The organism is Methanocorpusculum sp., from assembly GCF_030655665.1.
In the GTDB taxonomy this organism is placed as follows: Archaea; Halobacteriota; Methanomicrobia; order Methanomicrobiales; family Methanocorpusculaceae; genus Methanocorpusculum.
This window is the reverse complement of sequence record NZ_JAUSPQ010000008.1, coordinates 30,376-48,090: the sequence shown is the minus strand read 5'-3', so window position 1 is coordinate 48,090 and position 17,715 is coordinate 30,376. Positions and strand designations below refer to the sequence as shown.

Here is a 17,715-nt window from a genome sequence, read left to right as displayed (position 1 = left end):
TCACTGCAGCTCCATACTAAACACACACAGATGATCCGAATCAGATGAGCCCGCAGCCGGATCAATGATCTTTTCCAGCCGGTAATTCAGCGTGGCGACCCCGGAACCGCCAATATATCCCTCAGCAACGTCTGCGGTATCGACCACAACAATATATCGTTCAGAATGAGAGGAGGAACCGGGAAGAATGACCTGACCATTCTGGGAAAGAGTGCCGCCGTCATAGATGAGTTCAATATCTTCGGCATACATGTTGGAAGAGGCATATATGATCTGCACAGCAGCATATGTTTCGGTTCCGCGATTATATGTACTGCCGTATTTCAGCGTCACTATACCAAATGATGCGGCCGATAAAAGATTTGGAACGATAGTGACCTCGGTCCGATCGGCCGCCGGAGAGAGAGTGAACACCGCCTGACGCGTGACATTGGTGGAGCCGGACAGCCATACAGTGTCCACATCAGCTTTCATCTGGGCAAACTCAAGGAAAACATCACCGTTATGCACCTGATCGGCATTGGTTCCCATAATCGGAAAAGCAATGAGCGCCGCCATGGATATTGTCAGAATAAGAACAGTCAGAATAAGAGCCACACTGACAACTTCAGAGAGACCTGAATCAGCTGTCTTGTTCATTGCGGGCTCCCAATCTCAACATCATACTTGACCACGGTAACCGTACCTGAAAACGGGGCCCCTATTGAGGCATTCCAGAGATCAGCATACTCTGACGAGGCATTTACCGTCACCGTTGCCCCCGAGTAGGTTTGTGTACTGTTATATTTGTAGGTTATACCTAGGGGAATGTTACTAAGGATCTGCTGCTCTCCGCCGCCGGATACCGCAACTATTACAAGCTGTGATTCCCCAGTTGAGGGAGGGAGAAGAACATAGGGATCCTCTGTTTTCTGTCCGCGAAAAACCGCACCTCCATCGTAAACGATGCGGGTATCCGGGGCATAATAATTCGCCGAGTTGTAGGCGATTTTCATAGCATACACAAAAAGGGTTCCACCACTATGGACCACCGTAAAATTCGTACCCGGACTAACGGAAATCGTGCCGGTGCCAACAGGCGGGGACACAAACAACAAACCTGAGATCTCAGTCCCTTCTACCGGTGAAGGAGAGATGACCCGGCTTGCATTCATACCCGTTTGTTCTGTTGTCCAGAGCAGATCGATACCGTATTTAATATCAGCAATTTCTTCAGTGACGACACGAGAGTGTTCGGTCTCGACCGCATTTCCCTGAGCCGGAATGTATACAAGGATCCACACAGCAGCAACTGCCACGACTAAAGCAATGATCAGTATAAAACCAATTACTTCGGCAACTCCGTCATCGGCTGTACATTTATTCATAGTATCCAAATAGAAATTATTGTTTATTTTGCTCTGAATAGTATAGAATACTTCTGGACAGCGCAAAGTCATGCAGGACGCAATACATATAAGCAAAAACCGAGTACATAATACCATGGATAAAACTGGAATTATCACTCTGATCGTAGGTATTATTCTTCTCGCTTTAGGCATTCTTGGGATCTGGTTCAACTTCGCATTGTTTGTCCAGTTCGTACTCGGAGGATTCGGACTTGTTCTCGCAATATGCGGTATTGGTGCAGTTCTTCTGGGCATCCTGATGCTCAAAGAATAATCTCTTTTTTATGCAGACATTTTCTCTCAAAAACATCCCGTTTCAGCTCGACCGTACAGTTTCGTGCGGTCAGGCATTTCGATGGCGGCAGAATGAAGGTTTCTGGTATGCCCCCATTGCAGACCGAGTCTGGAAGATTCGGCAGGAGGGAGATATTCTGTGGTATGAAGGACCGACAGAGGATGAACTCGTCAGATACTTCGGACTTGATGTTCCTCTTGACAGGATTCTTAATGACATAGATACAGATCCGTTGATCCACGCAGCGATCGAACAGTGCCGAGGTCTTCGCATCATCAGACAGGATCCGTGGGAATGTCTGGTCTCCTATATCTGCGCAACCTGTGCAAATATTCCGGGCATTATGTTGAGAATAGAGAATCTTTCAATGAAATACGGCAGAAACCTTGAGTTGGACGGGCAGGTGTTTCATACATTTCCTGATGCTGAAATACTTTGTAAAGAGGACATCTGTGCTGTTCGTGCATGTAAAGTAGGATATCGGGATGCCTATATCTGTAAAGCGGCGGAGATGGCGGCAAACGACCCCCATTGGGCTGAGGAAATCCAGAAGTTGCCATATCATCAGGCAAAGGAGAAACTGATGACATTGCCCGGCGTCGGACCGAAGGTGGCTGACTGTGTCCTGCTGTTTGCATTTGAAAAATATGAGGCATTTCCAGTGGATGTATGGATCGAGAGGATCCTTCGGACGAAGTATCTCGGGGGAACGCGAAAACTCTCATATAAAGAGGCGGGGGAATTCGCCAGAAACCATTTTGGGCAGTATGCCGGATATGCCCAGGAGTACCTGTTTGGGATACGGGAAGAGATCAGCAGTAAAGGTGAGTAATAATCGCCATTTTTTGGTAAATACTCATTTTTGATGTTGAAAATCACCATAATAGACGGCGTTGCGACACATATAAGATAATAAAGAATCCATGATATACCCATGAAAAAGAGCATACTCCTCATTGCCGTCCTCATAGCAATAATCTGTTCGGCCGGGTGTGTGAGTACTCCAAAAGACATCATAGGCACATGGACGAGTGAAAAACTCATCGATTTCCCCGCACCCAATGTAACACAGATCGTAATAGTGTTCAATCCCAACGGAAAAGGAACGGAGACCTGGGTCTACAATGACGGAGCAAAATACGTCTCAAATATGTCCTGGATAAAGAATGAGGATGGATCCTATGCCTATGCCTATGACTCATGGATTACAACCATCTCAGACGATGGTAATACAACCACAGATGAGGAAGGGCGAACCTATATCAGGGAAGATGGAGACATACTCGAAGGATATGTTGGAACATGGATCACCCAAAAAGAGTATGAATATAACGGGATACTCTATACAATAACTGATAAAATATATGCGAACAATACCGGAATTTCTCTATGGACCACACATGACGGAAGGACGGAACAACCGTGGGAAATAATCTGGTATCCTTACAAAGAAAATATGTACATTAATTATTACAAAGAGGCCCTGATCAGTTTTACCATACTGGATAATGGAACGGGGCTGGACAATTATGATCTGACCTATATCAAATCATAATTAAAAAAAATATTTTTCACATTGGACCCGTCGGTCCCATGCCGCCTTTTTGCATCTGTTTCATCATTTTGCCCATCGCCATCCTGTTTCCTCTGAACCCTTTCAGGGTTTTCTGCATCATCTTATAGTATTTTATGAGGTCACGGACCTCTTCGACCGAAGCGCCGGAACCTTTGGCAACACGAATCATTCTGGACGTGTTGATCAGCGAGGGTTCATCAAGTTCCTGGGGCGTCATGGAGTCCATAATGATCCGGAACTTCTTCATCTTGTCGGCAGTTCCTTCAAGAGCATCGGAAGGAACATTCATGTTGCCCATCGGGAGCATAGACAGGACCTGTTTTAACGGACCCATCTTCTGCACAGCTTCAAGCTGTTTGTACATATCATTCAGCGTGAACTTCCCCCGAAGCATGGCGTTAACATCGACATCCTCGGCATTGATGGACTCTTCGGCCTTTTCAACGAGGGCTTTCAGATCACCCATTCCAAGCAGACGGGATATGAATCCGTTTGCATCGAAGCGTTCGAGATCGTCGATCGTTTCACCATTGCCGATGAAGACGATTCCCGACTGGGTTTCGGCGACAGCCGACATGGCACCTCCTCCTTTTGCCGTTCCATCCATCTTGGTTACGATAACCCCGTCGATACCGATGGCTTCATGGAACCGTTTCGCCTGATCACGGGCCGCCTGACCAAGAGCTGCGTCAATAACGAGCCAGCGGTGATCGGGTTTGAGGTACTCGTTGACCTGCTTGATCTCGTCGATCAGATCATCTTCCAGAGCATGACGTCCGGCGGTATCGACGATGACCACGTCAACATCTTTCAGAGCAGCAAGTCCGTCTTTGACGATTTTTACAGCATCCTTCTCCTTTGGATCACCGTAACTGGGGACATTGATCTTTTTACAGAGGGTTTCCAGCTGGGCGTATGCTCCGGGCCTGAAGTTATCAGCACCGATCGCCCCGACCTTCAAACCTTTGCGCTGGAAGTAGCGGCAGAGTTTGCCGGTCGTGGTGGTCTTACCCGAACCCTGCAGACCTGCCATCAGGATCTTCTGCGGTTTTAAGGAGAACTCAGCCTCTTTGCCGACGAGGTTGACCAGCTCCTGATAAACGATCCTGAGTACATGTTCACGGGCGTTGATCCCTTTGGGAAGATTTTCGTCCAGTGATCGGGCTTTGATCTGTTTGGAAAGCTCCATCACGAGTTTGACGTTGACATCAGAAGAGAGCAGGGCTCTCTGGAGATCGCGGACCAGTTCGTCCACGGCGGCACGGTCGATGACCGTTTTGCCGGCGAGTTTCTTCATCGCGTCCTTTAATGAGTTGGAAAGTGTATCAAGTCCCATATTAGTCATCTCCGAATATTTCGTCAATAATCAGTGAAGGGGTGAACGGTTTCATATCTTCATACCCCTGCCCGACTCCCAGGAAGACGAGAGGTTTGCCGATCGTATAGGCGATCGAAATTGCAGCACCGCCTTTTGGATCCATGTCGACTTTGGTGAGAATGACACCGTCTGTGGAGACTGTCTTTTCAAACTCCTCGGCACGGACGACCGCATCATTTCCCGCAACTGCCTCATCCACATAGAAGACGAGATCAGGTTTCATCACACGTTTGATCTTTTCCAGCTGGTTCATGAGGTTGACCCGATTATGGAAGCGCCCTGCCGAATCGGCGAGGACAACATCGGTCTTGTGAGCTTTTGCATACTCAACAGTGTCATAGAGAACAGCAGACGGGTCGGCCCCTTCCTGATGAGCGATGAGTTTGACCCCGATTCGCTCACAGTGGACGCGGATCTGTTCAATAGCACCGGCACGGAACGTATCGCCTGCTCCAACCACGACTGAGAGTCCCTGACTTTGAAGATAGTGGGCGATCTTGGCGACCGAGGTGGTTTTGCCGGTCCCGTTCACCCCGGTGAAGAGGATCTTGACCGGCTTTTCATGCGATTTAATATAGGCAACGAGATCGAAACCCTCGCCAAGTACCTCTTCAATGGCATGTCTAAGCGCATTCGTTACTACATCATCAGCCGATTCGCGGAGTTTTCGGTGAGTGCCGACGAGCTCTTTTTTCATGTGCTCGGTGATTGCCTCGGCTACCGGATAGGCTACATCGGACTCCAGGAGGACCATCTGGAGTTCGAAGAGTGATTCCTCGATATCTTTTTCGGAAAGGACAAACTCATGTTCTACAACAAGGGTTTTGATTTTATTGAGGAATCCCGGGGCTTTTTTTTCCTCCGGTTCCGATTCTGGTATAGTATCTATGGCGGGAGGTAACGCCTCCGGTGCGGAAGATTTTTTCTTCCCGAGCCCAAGTTTATTTTTCAGTCCTTCAAACATTATCTATTAATTCAGTCCTGTGAATATAAATTCCTCTCTGTTAGAACCGCGAAGGGATAATCTAATATACCAATAATGTAGACTCTGATAGATATGGTATCTCACAATATTATTCAAAAAAACCTGCTTCTTGTAGGGATAATAGTGATTATGATCTCTGCAATGATCCTTCCGGTTTCAGCTTCAGACGAGAATTATCTTGTCTTATATGTAATCGGCTCTGACCTTGAATCAGGTGATTATCATCACGCATCAAGTAATTTAAAAGACCTTGCAGACAACTGGAATTCGGATATGGGAGATGTTTTAGTCATCTATGGGGGAGCTGACAAAACAGGATGGAATGATGGACTTTCTATCACGAATCTGGAATTCCTGAAAAAAGATCTTGAGGATGGGGTTGTTGGGTCCGATGGAGATTCCCTTACGCCCACACAATATATTATAACAAGAATTCCACAGGTTGACATCTCATCATCAGGTGCATTATCACAGAGTTTGAAGTACGCAGACAACTATGGTGCAACAAATAATCTATCCTCAGCCAACAGATATCTCATTTTCTGGAATCATGGAGGAGGATATCTGGGTTTTGGTTCTAACGAAGTGCTCAATACGTGGATGAGCGTACAGGATTTGAAATCCGGTCTTTCCTCATCCTCGAGATATGACATTATTATTTTTGATGCCTGTCAGATGGCATCACTCGAAGTGGCATATGAATTATATCCACACGCAGATTATCTCCTGGCATCAGAGGAAAACGTTCCCGGAGCAGGACTTAATTATGCAGGATTCGGCAAAGCACTTTCCAGCAATCCATCGATGAGCCCGGAAGATTTTGGGAAAAACGTTATTACCTCGTATATATCCACTAACAATGACGAAGACATAACACTCTCTCTTGTACGTCTCTCCAAGACCCCGGAGGTAGTATCTTCCCTGAACATGCTTGGATACTCTCTTCGAGAGATTCTCAATGATCAAGATGCACTATCTACACTTGGATATATGTACACAAATACTCAAGGGTATGGAAGGAGCGATGATGGTTCAATGGTAGCCTCCGTAGATCTTTATCAGTTTGTGGACCAGATTTACACAAATACTAATGAGGAAACGGCTCTGCACACCTCTGCCGGTAATCTTCTCACCACCCTAACCAATTATGTTGTCATGGCAGAATACTCAGGACACTTCAGTGCTGCAAACGGCGTATCGATTGCCTCACCAAATGAGGAGTTTACGAACGAAGTGCCAAATAGTATAGCGTTTGGAAGAAACGGATGGTATGAGTATTTCTCGAAATATATGGGCCAAGCAGGTGCTTCTATTCAGCCGAGTGCAATATACAAGAGTAACAATGCACAAAGCCGCACTATTGTCGTGAATGATACAACGCAAACAGCGATGGTGTTTGCAGATTATCTTTATCTCAAAGATGGGCACTACATCATAATCGGGCAGGTGCCGCTTCAAGAAACGTATGCCTCTTCTGACGGGAATATCTGGCTCTCTGTTCCAACCGGAGAGTATGAGGAACCAAACTGGGATGGGTCGTGGTTTGTTCTCGCCAATGAAAAGGAGAAAGACGGAATAATAGTAACTATGGAATATGCGTATTCCTACATTGAAAATGGAGCCATCAATAATATTTACCTGATGTATGGAAACGTAACAAGAACTGTAAATGGTACTGATAAAACAATTCCATCGGTAATTACCGCTGTTATTAACATGACTACGATGAATACTACGGATATATTTGTTGAATCTGTGTCTGATGAAGGCTGGTATTCGCGTACAAATCTTTGGGGTGAGGCAACTATTTTAGAGGGGGATATTTTTACACCGCTTCTTGAGATTTACAACGAAGACGAGGAATCGGTCTCAACCATCTACTCCACAACCAGCTTTGAGTTTGGGAAGGAGCCGGCAAAAGAACTGGTGTTAACATCTTTACCTGAGGATAATTGTTACTGGGTAGTTGAACTGGATGATTTCATTGATGACGATGAGTTCTATCTTGAAGAACCGAATTTCCCTGAGACCACATCAACGAAATCGCCAGTTCCAATCCTGAGTATCCTTTGTGGTCTGGGCATCTCCTGTCTCTTAATGAGAAGGAAATAATTATCACTTATTTTTTCGGTTTTTCAGTATCGTGAGTTAACTTCAACGTAGAAACAAGAATAGAGTAGTATAACGTAACATTCTCACACGAAAAAGCAGAAAGTCAGTAAAATGTAAAAAAAGAAGTTCAGCGGTGCTGAGTCTGAGAATAGATTTCCTGCATTCTCTGCTCAACGGTCCGCATCTGTTCCTGAAGCTTTCCAAGGGACTCGGTAAGCCGTTTTGCGGATGCATCCATCTCAGTAATACGGTCACGAAGGAACGTGATCGCTTCTTCGACCGGTTTTTCAACCGTGATGCCTGCGCCGATCCCAACCATGATCTTCTTCGTGTCGGTAACGGTTGCGTGAACCGATACACCTCCACCAAGGTTCAGAAGAGTGGGAACATCTCCTTCCAGACCGCTGAAAGCCTCAAGCGACTCGATAGACGCCAGTGCTTCCCCGCGTGCTGATTCGATGAACCGCAGCTGCTGGGTCAGAAGTTCATACTGCTGGGAATATTCATTAGCATAAGCCTGGAGGGAGCGGACCTCCTGCTCCAGGGATGCCTGATCAGTATTACTCGCCATTAATAGCCTTTGCAGAGTCAATGGTAATATACTTGCGTCCGAGTCTGTGCTTGCTTCCGATCGTTGCAAGAGTGAACTCTCCTGCAAGCTTCTCGGAAGGTGCATCGACTGTTTTTGTGAAGGGTTTCATCCGTCCATCATTTTTGAACGTGCCCTTTACCTCGAATTTCGGCATTTTTTCACCTCACAGAAATCGCATGCTTCTTATAAAGCATGCTCAACTCGTGAAAAATAAATTTTTCACAAGAATCCAAATACATCTTCGATTCTACCAAGTTCATAGCCTGTGGTAGCGTTACCTGCCAGATATCCCTTGCTGTTGATCAGAAGACCGGTGCCGATCAGACCCGAGCCCATGTTAACTGAGCCCGTTCCAATTGATATTTCAGCATTATCAATGCTGTGTTCCAGCTTCTCGATCTCTTCAGGACTGCTTCTTGCCGGGAGTAGAACACCTGCATTCGTGCAGGCGCACGTCATACCGACCGTTCCGACTCCAGCAAAGGACATCGGGATAATCTTGACTTTCAGAAAATCCGCAACCATTTCGCGCATCGCAGACGACATGTCGGGATGTACGACGGCAAACGAATCATTGGTCAGGATTACGTTCCCTGCCGCATTCATCTCTTCTCCGAGGAGTAAGACATCGCCATACTCCTGCAGGAAACTGAGTTCTGAATCCTGAATGAGACCGGAAACGACAAATCCGCGGGAGTTGCCGGTCAGAAGGAGACCTATGACTGAGGAACCCTGGATAAAGGTTTCAATAACCTCAACATCCAAAGCTTCCGCTATTTTGTCCCGGAACTCTTTCGGAGCTTCGACCGGGACAACAGCAAGATCTTCAAAGACACGTGCATACACGCCGATGTTCGGGTCACCATTCAATGACAGGGTCGGGTCCATTTATTCCTCAGCAAGTTCTGCCTGGACCTGACCGTCTTCGAACTTCATTGCACGAACACGAATGCGTCTTGGCGGTTTCTGGGCTCCGCGCGCCCATACGAGTTCGTTAATACCCTTATCGAGTTTAACGTCATCACTTTTCATGTGATGCTCGAGGTAGCCACGGATGTCTTTGATAGCTGCGTTTGCACGCTTGTAGCACGGAACACGCTTAACATCGCGGAGCGGAATCACGTATACCTGTTCTTTTTGCACTTCTACCATTTTTTACACCTTCAGTGTGCTGCGTCTCCAGTTGCGCCTCTTAGGATGCGACACAACGGTACGCTTGGTTTTGATCATGACCCATGCAGGAACACGGCGGTTCTGCTGGGTTGCCTTTGCAAGACGAATCTTACGGCTTTTGGTAAGTTTGCTCATGGTTCATTCACCATTTTTTTCTTGATGACCAGAGACTGTTCATGATTTTTCGGGAAGAGCGGGACATAGTCCACTCCCCTCCGAGTCATTTCAGATCTGATCTCGTTTTCGAAGTCACCGTTGGGAATCGTTCCGGTTTCGCCATAGGCGATCTCAAAGAACTTTTCCGCCAATCGGATGATCTCTGTTTTTCCGATGCCAAGTAGAGGGCGAATATAACTCACCCCATACTTCATCTCAAAACTTTGCACTTCAGACTGTGTCCGCATCGGAACCCTATCATCTCGTCGGGTTCCGTCAGCGACCACCTCATATTCCTGTGCTGCAGCACAGAGGGACCGTCGGTGGATTTCGTTGATAGCATTTGCAGGATGTCCGTCATGAACGATTTGGTCCACAACTTCATCAAGGAAACCTGGCACAAAGACCAGTTTCTTCCAGGGGAAACCGGTTTCCTTTGCCGCCGCCTCGATAGAAGGCACAGCATGGGTTTCGTCAAAGACAAAGGTCAAAAGCTCCACATCATAATCTCTTGATAAGAGAACCGCGGCAAGACTACTGTCTTTACCGCCACTGTAGAGCACCCCTGCTTTCATCCGACCCTGCGGATATTGAATTCCTTCTTCTGCGGGACAATCTGAGTTAACAGCTGTCTGAGTTGTTCATCGGTAATTTTCTGACGCAGGCGTCCAGACTGGGCGAGGGATACAATCTGCTGCTCAACTGAGGAGGCAAACTCAGGCTTTGTAAGCCGGATAGTGTTTAACCTCTCACGAGCTTCAGGCTCCATGGCCTGCATGAGTACAGACTGAATCTGTGCCTGCTGCTGCTGCTGACGCTGGATCTGATCCTGCTCCGCCATCTGCTGCTGCTGCATCTGCATCATGCGCTGACGGCGGATCTCTGCGAGTTCATCATCTCCCATTCTTGAATCACCTTCAATTAGTCAGTAATTATTTTTAATACTTTGCGAGTCCGGGCGCTGCCTCAACTGCCTGAGCCTTTAAGGAGTGGGCAATGTTGTCGAGGAATTTGCGACCTTTTGCAGAAACATTCCGACCTCCGGTAACCTTTTCGAGGTAGCCGGCTGTTTCGAGCTGCTGCATGACTTTTCGGGCAATGCTTCCACTGCCTTTTCTGAAGTGGGACGGCTTGGAACCGCGGTCCTGCACACCGCCGTAAACGGAGCGCATGCGCTCAACTCCAATCGGGCCGTCAACGTAAATTCTGCGCAGCACTGCTGCGGATCGGACATACCACCAGTCTGGATTTTCCGGTGGCATCTCCTTGTGTACTCCCGTCTTGACGAACTCAGCCCACTCGGGTGCTTTAATAACGGACTCGTTCTTGAGTTCGTCTGCTACCTTTGCGATGAGTAAGTCTGCCGGAATATCAAACACTGTAGTCATTGACAATCCTCACTGTATGCCGCATGTTGGAGACATGCTTCACTGCGGAAATCTTTCCGCAATAGATGACATTAACAGTCTGTATAAATTAGAGTCTTCAGGTAATATATGTTCGCTAAAAAAAGAGTGAGATTATTTCTTTCCCATGAAAGAAGACTTGATCTTGTCACGGGCCGTGAGATTTTTCGGCGGCGTTCGTCGCGAAGGTGCGGTTTCCAGGAACTTCCCTCGGTTTTTAGCCCCGAGAACAACCATCCTCCCACGCGCGGTAATGACTTCGGCTGACACTGTTTTGGCGAGGTCATTTACTTCCTCGTTATTCATGTCGGAACTCTGAAGCCATTTTATTTTGATCACTTTGCGTGCGTCAAGCTGACGACGAACTTCCGCAACGAGATCGTCAGTGTAGCCATTTTTGCCGACCCAGATTGTTGGTTTCAGGGTTTGGATATATGATTCGGTAGTATCTGAGATGTTTTTCACCTTGATTCGGTTTTTTTATTGAGGGGGATACGGGTAACTGCTCCGCAGATACCGCACGTATAGATGATCTTCCCATGCTGGACCCGGACCCGGAGATTTTCGCCAGGAATGAAGAAGGCATGACATGACGGGCAGAAAGAACGCCGGTGACGTTTTGTTAAACGGACACGTTGTTTCATCGCCATCTCGCGGGCAAGAGAAACATAACGAACGGAAAGGTCAGGTTTGGTTTGTGCCTCTTTTGCACGCTCAAACAAAATATCGATCCGTTCAAGAGCGATTTTTTTTGTGGAGATGCCTTTCTCTGCTTTTGCCATAGGGATTATGCCTTATACAATAGTACCTGTGACCTATTGATTGTTTGCCTCGGGAAGGATTTTCACGCGGCGACCGCAGACTTGCAGACGATCAGCACAAAATAAGCCCACGGCCTCAGGATATGCAAGGTGTTCCTGTTCTAAAATCCGCTCCGCTAGAGAATCCTCGTCATCATCATCCAGGACCTCAACAGCTTTTTGTAAAATGATCGGGCCGGAATCAAGACCTTCGTCAACAAAATGAACTGTGCATCCTGCAATTTTCACTCCATATTCAATAGCCTGCCGTTGTCCGTGAAGACCGGAAAAAGCAGGGAGAAGTGCCGGATGGATATTGATCATTTTACCGGCAAACTCCCGGGAAATCTCAGAACCGATTATACGCATATATCCCGCACAGACAAAAAGATCAGCCTCAACATCCTGCATAGCAGTAAGAAGATCGCGTTCAAACTCCACTTTTGAGGTGTAATCCTTATAATTCAGAACAATTGCAGGAATTCCAGCAGTATCTGCACGTTGAATTGCATAGGCATCTCTATTGTCCGTCAAAAGAGCCACGATTTCCCCATTGATTTTGCCTACTGAAAGAGCATCCAGAATTGCCTGGAAATTTGAGCCCCTGCCTGACGCAAGTACTGCGATACGCTTCATGATAGTTATGTGTGAGGTAGAGGAATAATTAATCTTCTCTTATAAGATATACGGCATGATCAATGGGATAACGATCAACAAGACAAGAACATAGGAGATCGACCGGCAAATGCTGAATGCCGTTTTCTCATCTTTTCCACGGCTGACAAACCATGAGCGCAGACTTTCACGAAGCATCTGCCCGCCGTCAAACGGTCCAAGCGGCAGAGCGTTGAATATGCCGAGAAGGATATTGATCCATGCACACCAGTAAAGGATATGAATGATCTCCCAGAATCCGGTAAACGGAGCGGCCAATATTGCCGGATCAGGAGTGTCCACGATCAGGAAACTCAGTGCGGCAGATCCTGCAATTGAGGAGAAGGGTAGGGCAATAAATGTCAGGAGTGACCCGGCAACCCCTAGTGGGGAGGAGGGATACATCAATGTGTGAAGAGCATTCGTGAGGACGGACGGTTCAGAGAAGGACACACCGATAAATCCTGAGTCGGACCCTGACACAAGAAGACTTCCGGCAAGATCCGGCGGAATAGAGGTGAGAGTAATATCATATGTCTGAGGAGTCCCGCGATATTCACCGTGAAGAGTTATCGTCTGATTTGCCTTTGTCGTTGCAAGAACTGCGGAGATGTCCGCGAGACTGGACACTGATGTGTTATCAATAGCAAAAATGATCGTGCCGGGCATTACACCAGCCTCTTCGGCAGGATAGCCTGCATACACCCCATACACATACGGAGAGGTCCCGGGAACAACCAGACCAAGAAGGAGAACCAATAAAAGGACACAGATTCCTCCAACGAGCAGGTTATTGGTAATCCCCGCTGCATACATTCTCAGTTTTGTTCCAAGAGAAGACTTCGCGATGTCCTCTTCATCAGGTTCGACAAAAGCGCCGATCGGAATCACCAGTGCGAGGACACCGGCTGATTTGACTTTGATGTTTTCCACACGGGAAAGAAAACCGTGTCCAAACTCATGGATGACCATCGCAAAAATGAGGGCAAACCATACGGCAAATGTCGAGGGCACATAATCATTTATTCCCGGGATCAGCAGAAGATTCTGCGGCGCGATAGGTTCCGTATCAATAAACAAACTCATGAATGCCGTAAACACAAAGAGCAGGGTAACGACCACACTGCTGATAACGGTCAGGATGACACCCAGATTTCCATATGCTATCAGAAGACGTTTCCACCGAGAGAGTTTGTCAAAGATGCCGGTATGGATCGTTTTGATCATCAGACAGGGACCCATGAAGGAGAAGGTGTTTGGGAGAATATTGTATTTTATGATGGCAAAGCATATACACGCATAAATCATCACTGCAGTGAGTACCGGAATAAGCCAGCCTAAATCCATTCTATACTTATTGGAAGTGGGATAATAAGAGGTTGCTTAGAAGAAGTCGGACAACCCGGTCTGTGAGGATCGGTTGATGATATCCTGTGTGGTCTGCCAGGATTTCCTGGCGCAGGCCGGAGCTTCTCCATGCGTTTGTATATACTCCGTGAGAAAGGCTATCGTGAGAGCATCTGAAGGATATCCACTCCCGATTTCGCCGTACTCTGTCTTTAGTTCAGCAATGCATCGATCGCGGGTAACTTTTGCCACGATACTTGCGGCCCCGACAACGGGGAATTTTGCGTCTGCTTTATGTTCTGAACAGACCTCTGCAGTGTGACCGCTCATTCGAAGAACAGTGTCGCCAAATCGCTTTGCATTTACATCGCATGCATCAAGATAGATGACATCGGCGTGAAGAGCGCGGACAACTTCTGCATGGCATGAAGCGGTGAATGCATTCATCGTACCCTCGCGTGAATCGATCTCGAAGGGACTTCGCACTACGGTATATGTTTGCCAGGAGGCAATGATCTCTTCAAACAGGCTCTCACGTTTTTTCGGGGAGAGTTTTTTGGAGTCTTTGATGTCCAGCGTCTCCAGTTCTGACGGATCCGAAATAAGAACGCCGGCAGTGACCATCGGACCAAGCACCGGACCCTTTCCTGCCTCATCGACTCCGCAGATTGTCATCGGATACGTATATTTCAGGGAATAGATATAATACCACCTGACAGCATACGATTTTCTATGTATCTCATCATCGTTGGTCTGGGTGGAATCGGAAGAAGTCTTGCCGGGATTGCGTCGGAGAACGGGCACAGTGTTGTGGTTATCGACAGGGATGAGGACCGGTGTGCGGATATCCTGTCCCAGCATGACCTCCTGGCGATCGCCGGAAATGCAACTAATAAAGCAATTTTAGAGGATGCAGGGATTGATCGGGCGGATGCACTTGTGGCGACCACCAGCGATGATGCACTGAACCTTATGGCCTGCTGGCTTGCAAAAAAATACGCGGTAAAGACCCTCGTTTCAATCGTGAACCAGAAGGAACATTCCGATCTTTTCAAAGAAGTCGGCGTCCGGATCAGTGAAAACCCGGACGAGATCGTTGCACGCAGTCTTTATCTCTGGTCAGAAAATCCAGATACACAGCTTCTTGCATCGATAGAGGGCGGGAGCATCTTTGAAGTCACCGCAAGTGACGGAGCAAAAGGCGTGAACAAGACGGTCAAAGACGTATCTGATATGAAAGATATGCTTTACATTGCAATAAGAAGAGGTGGGAAACTGATCATTCCAAGCGGGAACGTTACATTTATGCCCGGAGATGTTATCACCGTATTTACCAAGAAAGAGTCGGAAGGCAGGTCTGTAGAGTATATGGACGAACTCTTTCACTAAATTTATTCAAACTATTTTTCAAAAAGAAGATGTCAAAGAGGAGAGAATACTCCTCACACATCAGATCGGTTATCCAAGTTCGTCCCAGCCGCCTCTACGTCTTCTAATGAATATGATTGCACCGAAAACAACGACTACCGCAACTACGATCACAATTATGATCGGCAGGATACTGCCAACGGCAGCAAGCGGTGAGGCTGAAGCCTTTTCCAGATAAGCATTTCCCTCAGCGACCGCCTCTTCCGACGCCTTAAGAGTCTCATCAACATCAGGGGAACCGCCCGCATTATAAGAAAGTGCAGCTACATCATAGGTATTCTTGATGCCTTGATTGGTCGTTGCGAGCAGTTTTGCTTCGGTATCCCAGCCTTTTCCATAAAGTTCGGTGACGATGAGATCAACTGCATCTGTGTTTGCTTTGATAGCAGTCAGACCGGCAAGAGACAGAGCTTTTTCAGCAGCATTTATCGAAGTGATCGCTGCTTCCAGTTTTTTGTTGGCAAGTGCGATATCAGCGGTACCCGCAGATTTTGCTGCTGCAAGAGAGGTTTTAGCGGATTGCAGATTCGTGACCACAGAAGACACGTCAATCCCGTACGTTGTGTAGGTGGTAATGCGTGATTCAAGAGATGTGATTTGTTCATCAGCAACAGTCACCATACCGGAAAAATCATCAGGATTATAAACCGTCTGGGTAGGCGAAGAGTACGTAGAGTAACCGCTCGCAGCTGCCGAACCTGAGTTCTCATCGATTTTCATGATAGTAACAGACTGACCTTTCAAACTTTCCGGAACAAGACCGCTCAGAGCGATATACAGAGTAACCGGCTGATCATAATCCAGAACGAATCCGGAAATAGTATATGCGAAACTGGTGGAGGAGAATGTTGTAATTAAGGCATCCTCACTGGTTTTGTTATTTACAACCGTGCCCTTATATACATACACAGTCCAGAGCGTTGAGTCACGAAGAGCCGTAGTCAATTTAAGAGAGCCTGAGGCACTGATACTGTCCTTTGGAAGAGAGATGGTCATCGAAGCAGTGACCGCTTCACCCGGACTCAAAGAGCCCGAAGGGTCCACAATAGCCCCATCTGTATACGTGAATGCAGATGCGGTACCAATTAATGTTGCACAGACCAAAAGTGCCAATAATACATAGGTGATTTGTTTCATAATATCCTCACTCAAACAAGGGATCTATCCCATCCTCAAACATTGATGAAGTGGCCCGCTCACGGGATCTCACGACCTCTTCCTTTGCTTCCTTTGCAAGCTCCATCAGCTCACGGATACGGGGTGCATTCCCGATCGTTGCAAGCAGGACGACTGCAGCAACATACCCGCTGTCGACCGGATAATCACCGCCGCGAACCTCGACACCGGCAATATTCTCTTCGACCCAGCTCTTGGACTTCTCCACACCTTTCCGGTCAAGCTCGGTCGGGGGACCGGCAACAAGAACAAGAGCGCGTTCTGCAGTTGAGTAATCACAAGGCAGAGTCAAACGTCCAAGCATGGCACGGCGAACAAGACCGATGATTTTCGCAGATTTATCCTCAGTCGATGTGATATCAACATGGGGTTCCTGCCTCTTGTCCTTCTTGCCGAGAAGCCCACCGAGAAGGCCACCGCTTGATTTGGAGGAGGATTTTCCACCTTTGGGAAGAGCCTCGCTGATAGCATAACCAACCGAAGAGATACCTCCGCCCCGCAGAGTGTTGATGATCTCACTGGAGTCAACAACCATCTCTCCAACACCGAACTTGTTGACCTCGCCGGCACGGAAAAGAACACCGAACCTGCGAACGATCTCCTCGTTGAGCCGGTCGAAAGCACTCTTCACACTCTCGCCGTCATTCTTCCATGCACTGTTGTCAAAGACGATAACATTGTCAGCCTCGTTTACCAGCGTGGATAAACTCCGGGCGGCATTCAAGGAGTAGAGACGACCCTCTTCTGGGGCCGGAATAATACCAAGTGCATAGACCGGCTCACGGTATATACGCTTTAAGTGACGGCAGAGAACAGGAGCACCACCAGAACCTGTTCCACCGCCAAGACCTGCACAAACGACGAATGCATCAACATCATGAGTGCCGCGTTTGTCGATCGCATTGATGATCGTATCAATCTCATCCGCAGCCACCTTAGCACCGGTCACGTTATCAGTTCCAACACCGTGACCTTTGACCATTGTCTGGCCAATGAGGAGACGATCCTCCATGGGAATATACTTCACACCCATCAGATCGGTCCGGGCAGTATTGATTACAATACCCCGGAAACTCGTGGATCCTAACTTTCTGTCCTGTGCCAGAAACATATCCACGATCTTTCCTCCTGCTTGTCCAAATCCTATAAAAAATACTCGCATTTACTGTAGACACCTTTAATTGTGTTATATATGTCAGTCATGGAATATATATGACTTCCATACTATATGACGACGTGTGCCAAAAAC

Annotated in this window: 24 protein-coding genes; 5 read left to right on the top strand and 19 right to left on the bottom strand. The window is 47.4% G+C overall.

What is annotated here, in order from left to right:
- On the bottom strand, positions 1–639 hold the full coding sequence (locus Q7J08_RS06390; protein WP_304910862.1) for a hypothetical protein: 639 nt from the start codon (positions 637–639) through the stop codon (positions 1–3).
- Positions 636–1,367 (bottom strand): hypothetical protein, encoded by a 732-nt coding sequence (locus Q7J08_RS06385; RefSeq protein ID WP_304910861.1) that lies wholly within the window; start codon positions 1,365–1,367, stop codon positions 636–638. The genes Q7J08_RS06390 and Q7J08_RS06385 overlap by 4 nt, the downstream gene beginning before the upstream one ends.
- A gap of 115 nt (positions 1,368–1,482) precedes the next feature.
- On the opposite strand from Q7J08_RS06385, the gene Q7J08_RS06380 reads away from it, so the two are divergent.
- From Q7J08_RS06380 to Q7J08_RS06370, 3 genes are all read left to right on the top strand, one after another.
- Positions 1,483–1,662 carry a hypothetical protein gene (locus Q7J08_RS06380; RefSeq protein WP_304910860.1) on the top strand — a complete coding sequence of 60 codons (180 nt, stop codon included), beginning with the start codon at positions 1,483–1,485 and terminating at the stop codon, positions 1,660–1,662.
- A gap of 10 nt (positions 1,663–1,672) precedes the next feature.
- A complete protein-coding gene (locus Q7J08_RS06375) occupies positions 1,673–2,515 on the top strand; it encodes a DNA glycosylase (RefSeq protein WP_304910859.1) in 843 nt (280 codons plus the stop codon).
- Positions 2,516–2,617: 102 nt separating this feature from the next.
- Positions 2,618–3,238, top strand: coding sequence for a hypothetical protein (locus Q7J08_RS06370; RefSeq protein ID WP_304910858.1), 621 nt, complete (start codon positions 2,618–2,620; stop codon positions 3,236–3,238).
- A gap of 16 nt (positions 3,239–3,254) precedes the next feature.
- Here Q7J08_RS06370 and Q7J08_RS06365 read toward each other — a convergent pair whose 3' ends face one another.
- Both Q7J08_RS06365 and ftsY read right to left on the bottom strand, forming a co-directional pair.
- The gene (locus Q7J08_RS06365) at positions 3,255–4,595 is read right to left on the bottom strand and encodes a signal recognition particle protein Srp54 (protein WP_304910857.1); all 1,341 of its coding nucleotides are present in this window, start codon (positions 4,593–4,595) and stop codon (positions 3,255–3,257) included.
- A gap of 1 nt (position 4,596) precedes the next feature.
- Complete coding sequence (gene ftsY, locus Q7J08_RS06360; RefSeq protein WP_304910856.1) at positions 4,597–5,601, bottom strand: signal recognition particle-docking protein FtsY; 1,005 nt, start codon at positions 5,599–5,601, stop codon at positions 4,597–4,599.
- 150 nt (positions 5,602–5,751) lie between these two features.
- Here ftsY and Q7J08_RS06355 point away from each other — a divergent pair, with 150 nt between their 5' ends.
- Positions 5,752–7,734, top strand: a complete 1,983-nt coding sequence (locus tag Q7J08_RS06355) for a clostripain-related cysteine peptidase (protein ID WP_304910855.1) — start codon at positions 5,752–5,754, stop codon at positions 7,732–7,734.
- Positions 7,735–7,861: 127 nt separating this feature from the next.
- On the opposite strand, the gene pfdA is transcribed toward Q7J08_RS06355, so the two are convergent.
- The 13 genes from pfdA to rnhB form a co-directional block, all read right to left on the bottom strand.
- Positions 7,862–8,305, bottom strand: a complete 444-nt coding sequence (gene pfdA, locus Q7J08_RS06350; RefSeq protein ID WP_304910854.1) for a prefoldin subunit alpha — start codon at positions 8,303–8,305, stop codon at positions 7,862–7,864.
- Positions 8,295–8,480, bottom strand: a complete 186-nt coding sequence (rpl18a, locus tag Q7J08_RS06345; RefSeq protein ID WP_304910853.1) for a 50S ribosomal protein L18Ae — start codon at positions 8,478–8,480, stop codon at positions 8,295–8,297. The genes pfdA and rpl18a overlap by 11 nt, the downstream gene beginning before the upstream one ends.
- 65 nt (positions 8,481–8,545) lie before the next feature.
- Positions 8,546–9,214, bottom strand: coding sequence for a translation initiation factor IF-6 (locus Q7J08_RS06340; protein WP_304910852.1), 669 nt, complete (start codon positions 9,212–9,214; stop codon positions 8,546–8,548).
- Entirely contained in the window at positions 9,215–9,478 is a 264-nt protein-coding gene (locus Q7J08_RS06335) for a 50S ribosomal protein L31e (protein WP_304910851.1), read from the bottom strand. It abuts the gene before it with no gap.
- Positions 9,479–9,481: 3 nt separating this feature from the next.
- Positions 9,482–9,634 carry a 50S ribosomal protein L39e gene (locus Q7J08_RS06330; protein ID WP_011833848.1) on the bottom strand — a complete coding sequence of 51 codons (153 nt, stop codon included), beginning with the start codon at positions 9,632–9,634 and terminating at the stop codon, positions 9,482–9,484.
- Entirely contained in the window at positions 9,631–10,230 is a 600-nt protein-coding gene (locus Q7J08_RS06325; protein ID WP_304910850.1) for an alpha hydrolase, read from the bottom strand. The genes Q7J08_RS06330 and Q7J08_RS06325 overlap by 4 nt, the downstream gene beginning before the upstream one ends.
- Positions 10,227–10,559, bottom strand: a complete 333-nt coding sequence (locus tag Q7J08_RS06320; protein WP_304910849.1) for a DNA-binding protein — start codon at positions 10,557–10,559, stop codon at positions 10,227–10,229. The genes Q7J08_RS06325 and Q7J08_RS06320 overlap by 4 nt, the downstream gene beginning before the upstream one ends.
- A gap of 34 nt (positions 10,560–10,593) precedes the next feature.
- Positions 10,594–11,043: a 30S ribosomal protein S19e gene (locus Q7J08_RS06315; RefSeq protein ID WP_304910848.1), complete on the bottom strand. Its 450-nt coding sequence runs from the start codon at positions 11,041–11,043 to the stop codon at positions 10,594–10,596.
- 132 nt (positions 11,044–11,175) lie between these two features.
- Positions 11,176–11,526, bottom strand: a complete 351-nt coding sequence (locus Q7J08_RS06310) for a YhbY family RNA-binding protein (RefSeq protein ID WP_304910847.1) — start codon at positions 11,524–11,526, stop codon at positions 11,176–11,178.
- Complete coding sequence (locus Q7J08_RS06305) at positions 11,523–11,843, bottom strand: ribonuclease P protein component 4 (protein ID WP_304910846.1); 321 nt, start codon at positions 11,841–11,843, stop codon at positions 11,523–11,525. The genes Q7J08_RS06310 and Q7J08_RS06305 overlap by 4 nt, the downstream gene beginning before the upstream one ends.
- Before the next feature lie 33 nt (positions 11,844–11,876).
- Positions 11,877–12,497 (bottom strand): phosphoribosylglycinamide formyltransferase, encoded by a 621-nt coding sequence (purN, locus tag Q7J08_RS06300; protein WP_304910845.1) that lies wholly within the window; start codon positions 12,495–12,497, stop codon positions 11,877–11,879.
- Positions 12,498–12,536: 39 nt separating this feature from the next.
- Positions 12,537–13,862: a site-2 protease family protein gene (locus Q7J08_RS06295; RefSeq protein WP_304910844.1), complete on the bottom strand. Its 1,326-nt coding sequence runs from the start codon at positions 13,860–13,862 to the stop codon at positions 12,537–12,539.
- Between the two features lie 36 nt (positions 13,863–13,898).
- A complete protein-coding gene (rnhB, locus tag Q7J08_RS06290; RefSeq protein WP_304910843.1) occupies positions 13,899–14,537 on the bottom strand; it encodes a ribonuclease HII in 639 nt (212 codons plus the stop codon).
- A gap of 57 nt (positions 14,538–14,594) precedes the next feature.
- Here rnhB and Q7J08_RS06285 point away from each other — a divergent pair, with 57 nt between their 5' ends.
- Complete coding sequence (locus Q7J08_RS06285) at positions 14,595–15,251, top strand: TrkA family potassium uptake protein (protein ID WP_304910842.1); 657 nt, start codon at positions 14,595–14,597, stop codon at positions 15,249–15,251.
- Positions 15,252–15,320: 69 nt separating this feature from the next.
- On the opposite strand, the gene Q7J08_RS06280 is transcribed toward Q7J08_RS06285, so the two are convergent.
- Entirely contained in the window at positions 15,321–16,427 is a 1,107-nt protein-coding gene (locus tag Q7J08_RS06280) for a hypothetical protein (RefSeq protein ID WP_304910841.1), read from the bottom strand.
- Positions 16,428–16,434: 7 nt separating this feature from the next.
- A complete protein-coding gene (locus tag Q7J08_RS06275) occupies positions 16,435–17,628 on the bottom strand; it encodes a tubulin/FtsZ family protein (RefSeq protein WP_304910840.1) in 1,194 nt (397 codons plus the stop codon).
- Positions 17,629–17,715 lie beyond the last annotated feature (87 nt).